Source organism: Algoriphagus oliviformis, from assembly GCF_017254915.1.
Taxonomy (GTDB): domain Bacteria; phylum Bacteroidota; class Bacteroidia; order Cytophagales; family Cyclobacteriaceae; genus Algoriphagus; species Algoriphagus oliviformis.
Genome location: NZ_JAFKCT010000020.1, coordinates 1 through 4,780 on the forward strand (window position 1 = coordinate 1; position 4,780 = coordinate 4,780).

5 protein-coding genes and 1 pseudogene are annotated in these 4,780 nt (G+C 35.5%); all 6 read left to right on the plus strand.

Annotated elements, in window-relative coordinates:
- Positions 1–153: 153 nt before the first annotated feature.
- The 6 genes and pseudogenes from J0A68_RS22290 (at position 154) to J0A68_RS22315 (ending at position 4,635) form a co-directional block, all read left to right on the plus strand.
- On the plus strand, positions 154–393 hold the full coding sequence (locus J0A68_RS22290; protein WP_206580476.1) for a carboxymuconolactone decarboxylase family protein: 240 nt from the start codon (positions 154–156) through the stop codon (positions 391–393).
- A 115-nt stretch (positions 394–508) separates the two neighbouring features.
- Positions 509–919: pseudogene (locus tag J0A68_RS22295) on the plus strand (SRPBCC family protein); the annotation flags it as partial.
- Complete coding sequence (locus J0A68_RS22300) at positions 909–1,745, plus strand: oxidoreductase (RefSeq protein WP_206580477.1); 837 nt, start codon at positions 909–911, stop codon at positions 1,743–1,745. The pseudogene J0A68_RS22295 and the gene J0A68_RS22300, both read left to right, overlap by 11 nt.
- A 139-nt stretch (positions 1,746–1,884) precedes the next feature.
- Entirely contained in the window at positions 1,885–2,925 is a 1,041-nt protein-coding gene (locus J0A68_RS22305) for an alpha/beta hydrolase (RefSeq protein WP_206580478.1), read from the plus strand.
- Positions 2,926–3,019: 94 nt separating this feature from the next.
- Positions 3,020–3,592: a Crp/Fnr family transcriptional regulator gene (locus tag J0A68_RS22310; protein WP_206580479.1), complete on the plus strand. Its 573-nt coding sequence runs from the start codon at positions 3,020–3,022 to the stop codon at positions 3,590–3,592.
- 62 nt (positions 3,593–3,654) lie between these two features.
- Positions 3,655–4,635, plus strand: a complete 981-nt coding sequence (locus J0A68_RS22315) for an NAD(P)-dependent alcohol dehydrogenase (RefSeq protein WP_206580480.1) — start codon at positions 3,655–3,657, stop codon at positions 4,633–4,635.
- Positions 4,636–4,780: the final 145 nt, after the last annotated feature.

Genomic DNA, 4,780 nt, shown 5'->3' on the forward strand with positions numbered 1-4,780 from the left:
TCCCACATTCCCACACTTCTTGAAAATCTAAATAGGGATTTTCAGGTGTGGAAATATGGAAAACTCACGCCCTTCCTGTATACTTGACCTCAAACCATTCCTGTCCTAAAGATTGGGGAATGCTCAGGCTTTACAGATGAGCAAATAATTGAATTGCGAAAAGGTTCGGCTTCATTTGACAAGCAGTTAGATGCTTTGGTAAAATTCGTTGCGTCTGTGGTTACCAGCAGGGGAAGAGCAAATGAAGAAACAAAGCAATCGTTTTTTGATGCTGGTTATACAGAAGCTAATATGATAGATGTGGTAATCGTTATTGGCGATAAAATCATCAGCAATTACATTCACAACCTTACAGGTTTTGAAATTGACTTTCCATTAGCTCAATCAATTTAATAACTATGAAAATGGTAAAAACTAATCTTCGTATTTGGGTTCTAACAGTATTTGTTTTTTTGACAAGCAACATCCTTTTTTCGCAGGACAACTCTTTTAAAAAACAACGGTTGAAAACAGTATAACTTTTAAAGGGAATGCAGATAGTGTATGGCAATATCTTTCTGATTTAGGGCATTTACAATTTCTTGTTCCATCTACAATTAAAAGCTCCATAACCAACGGACAAGGAGTACAAAGTATTGTAACACTTACACTACACAATGGGGGGAAGATTGTAGAAAAAGTTGTCAAGTTTAATGCTAAAAAACGTATCATTTGCTATACAATGATTGAAACACCGCTTCCAATAAAGGATTGCCTGGCTTGTTTTAAAGTTAGCAATACGCTTAACAAAGAGGTGAAAGTAACATTCAAAGCAAGTTTTTTTGTTCAAGACGGATTACGTGAAGAACGAATTGAAGCCTTTGAAAAGTTACAAAAGGAACTACTCACTAACTTAAAAAATTTCAAGCATGACAAATAAAATTTGGTTTATCACTGGTGTTTCAAGCGGTTTGGGCAAAGCACTTGCTCAAACTGTAATTGAAAGTGGCGACTTTGTAATCGGTACATTTCGTAATCAATGGCAGGCAAACGATTTTAATAATCAGTACGAAAACCAGGCATTTGCCCAGACCTTGGACTTAACAAAACCGACCGAAATTGAAAATGCAGTTAGACATGTTACAAACAAATTCGGAAAAATTGATGTGCTTGTAAATAATGCAGGGTTTGGTTTTGCCGGTGCAATTGAAGAAACAAGCATAGCGGAAACAAGAGAAATTTTTGAAGCAAACTTCTTTGGTGCTTTGCAACTTACACAAACTTTCTTGCCGTTGTTCCGAAAACAAAAAAAAGGACACATTATTCAAATTTCTTCTCACGGTGGCTTTAAAGCATTCCCGGGTTTTGGAATTTACAATGCCAGTAAGTTTGCATTAGAAGGTTTCAGCGAAGCATTGGCAATAGAAGTTGCACCTTTGGGCATAAAACTGACCATTGTCGAACCAGGTCCATTCAGAACAAATTTTGCAGGTAGTTCATTCAAACAAGCCGACAAAATAATTGAAGATTATAACGGCACGGCAGGAGTATTCAGAGAACGAATGAAACAAGTGGACGGCAAACAAGAAGGTGACCCAGTAAAAGCTTCACAAGCAATTTTAAACATTACGAAACTTGAAACACCTCCGTTAAGACTTCCTCTGGGAAAAATTGCTATTGTTTCTTTGAAAACAAAATTAGAAAGTGTACTAAAAGACATTAACACATATAAAGATGTTGCAGAAAGTGTTGTTTATGATCGATAAAAATTGAGTTTCATCTTTTCCTTAGATAAACTACAATCAAAAATTCGGTTTGCACCTTTATATGGTGGAAACAAATCGAAACTTGGGCTGTTTATTAGAAAATAAAAACATGTTGAATGTTATATCAAATTTGATTACTATGAAAGTTTTGAACCTTACTATTCTATTTTTCATACTGAATTCAACTTATATAAATGCACAGGATAAGTCCATCAATGAAGAGAGATTCGTATCTATTGGAGGCATTGAACAATGGATCACAATAAAGGGAGAAGATAAATCAAAGCCTGTAATTCTCTTCCTTCATGGTGGTCCGGGCAGCACTATGAGTCAATTTGAAAACAATATTTATGGCAGATGGGAAGATGAATTTGTTTTGGTGCATTGGGATCAAAGAGGTGCCGGAAAAACTTATGGCCGTAATTTTCCTTCGGATGTTGATGAAGAGTTTTATGTTGAAAATCCTTTGAAAGTAGAACAAATGGCCAAAGATGGGATAGAACTTACCAAGTATATTCTTGAATATCTTGATAAGCAAAAAGTAATACTTGTTGGAACTTCTTGGGGATCGGTGCTGGGTATGAAAATGGCTTTAAAGTGCCCAGAATTATTTCATCTTTATATAGGGCATTCTCAGGTTGTGAATTTTTCGAAAAATATTAGTTATGCCTATAAGAAAACCAATGAACTGGCTATCAGCAAGAAAGATGATATTTCTATTGAATTACTAAATACTTTGGGTAAGCCACCCTATGATAATGCTAGAAGTTACGGCCAATTATTGCGAATAATAAAAAAATATGAGGGAGAGAATTCAATTCCGGCTCCAGAATCTTGGTGGAAAATAGCACCAAAGTATGATAATGAAAAAGATAGTAAGGCAAGATATGACGGGGATGACTACTCTTTTATCAATTTTGTGGGCCACGAAAAACTTGGAATACCCTCTATGGTTTCAGATATTGATTTTGAGAGAGATGGATTGGTAGTTAATATTCCGGTGTATTTAATACAGGGTGAGCAAGATATATTAACTTCCAAAGAAGTTACTGAACCATATTATAACAAAATAAAAGCTCCCAAAAAAGAGTATTTTTTAGTGCCTGGTGCGGCACATGGTCTTAATAAATCTGTAGTGGACATGCAATACCAAGTCATAAAGGGGGAACTGCAATTTTAGCATGTGAATTTGAAAACGGGCAAGAACATTCAAGACAAATTATTAAGACAATAGTTTGTTATCTGAGTGATCTTGATTTTACAAGAAGACATCTATGCATCCATATATCAAAAGAATTAAAGATCTTTCCAATCAATTAAACACTCAGATACTTACTGAATTGGAGGACGGGTTTGTTGACAAGAAATTCTCAAAAGGGTCTTGTCTGCTAAAACCCGGACAAATATGCACATCACATCTATTGGTTAAAAAAGGTGTTGCCAGAAAATTTTATAAGTACAAAGACAAAGAAATAACGACTGAAGTTTACTTCTATGATGATGTAGCAGTATCTCTTGATAGCTATATAATGCGAAAACCGGCAGATGAATATATAGAGGCATTGACGGAAATGGAGGTAACAATTATTGACTATAGCCGGTTTGATATTATCAAAAAGAAATATGCGGAAATAATGATGCTGGATAAAATGTTCATTGAGTACTATGCAGTGTGGTTTGAACAAAGGCTTAAAGAATTTCAAACCATGGATGCCTCACAAAGGTATTTTAACTTACTCGAAAAAGAGCCAAAGATTATTCAGCAATTGCCAGTAACCATCATTAAATGTTTCTCTAGAAACATTATCCAGAATCAGATCAAAGATTGCAAGAAAATGATTATTTGACTTAGGTCAAATTTTCGCTTTTTGAGGCGCCTTATTTTTGTAAAAAAATAAAGTGCAGTAAAATGAAAGCAATTGTATTTAAGCGATACGGAGAACCCGAAGTACTGCATGTAGCAGAAATTAAAAAACCAGCACCCAAAAATAATGAGGTGCTTATTAGAATATTTGCCACTTCAGTAACCGCTGAAGACCCCAAAATGAGAGGGTTTAATCATCCTCCCCTCCTTAAACTTCCAGTAGGTTTAATGTTTGGTTTCAAAAAACCTAAAAATCCTGTGTTAGGAATTGAATTCTCCGGAACAATTGAAGCTATAGGGAAAGAAGTTAAAAAATACAAAATTGGTGATGAGGTATTTGGCTACACCGGCTTGAGTTTTGGAGCCTATGCTGAGTATAAATGTATGCCCGAGAATGGGCTGATGCATTATAAACCAGAAAATCTAACCTTTGAAGAATCCGCATGCATGGTCAATGGTCCACTTTCAGCATTAGCTTACATGAAGAAAAAAGGGAACATTAAACAGGGGGATAAGGTATTGATATACGGAGCATCAGGTTCAGTCGGTACAGCAGCGGTTCAACTTGCCAAATATTTTGGAGCTCATGTAACAGGAGTATGTAGTACTAAGAATATAGAGCTCGTAAGTTCAATTGGAGCAGATATTGTGATTGATTACACCTGTCAGGACTTTACTCAAACAGAAGAAAAATATGATTTGCTATTTGATACGGTCGGTAAAACATCCATGAAAGAATGTCTAAAATTATTGAGACCTAAAGGGAGATATTTATTAACCGAATTTGGATTTTCGCATATTCTAGCCTCAATTTTCACCTCATTATTCAAAAGCAAAAAAGTTATGGTAGTATCTTCTAATTTTTATTGGAAAAATGAAGATTTGGAGTTATTCATAGAAATTGCAGAGAAAGGATTTTTCAAGCCTGTTATTGATAAGACCTTTCCACTTGAAAGAATAATAGAGGCACATAAATATGTAGAGCTAGGTCATAAAGCTGGCAATGTTGCTATTTCTATTAAATAGTATAAAAAACGAACGCACAACAACTAGGTTTTCGTTGCGTCCGCAGGACGAACAATGAAACCGATGTTGCACGGAACCGGGGAGGTTCCTATGGGGATTGAGTCGGGATTTTTGGAGCCGTTTGAGTAGGCTGTTCAGGTCAAAA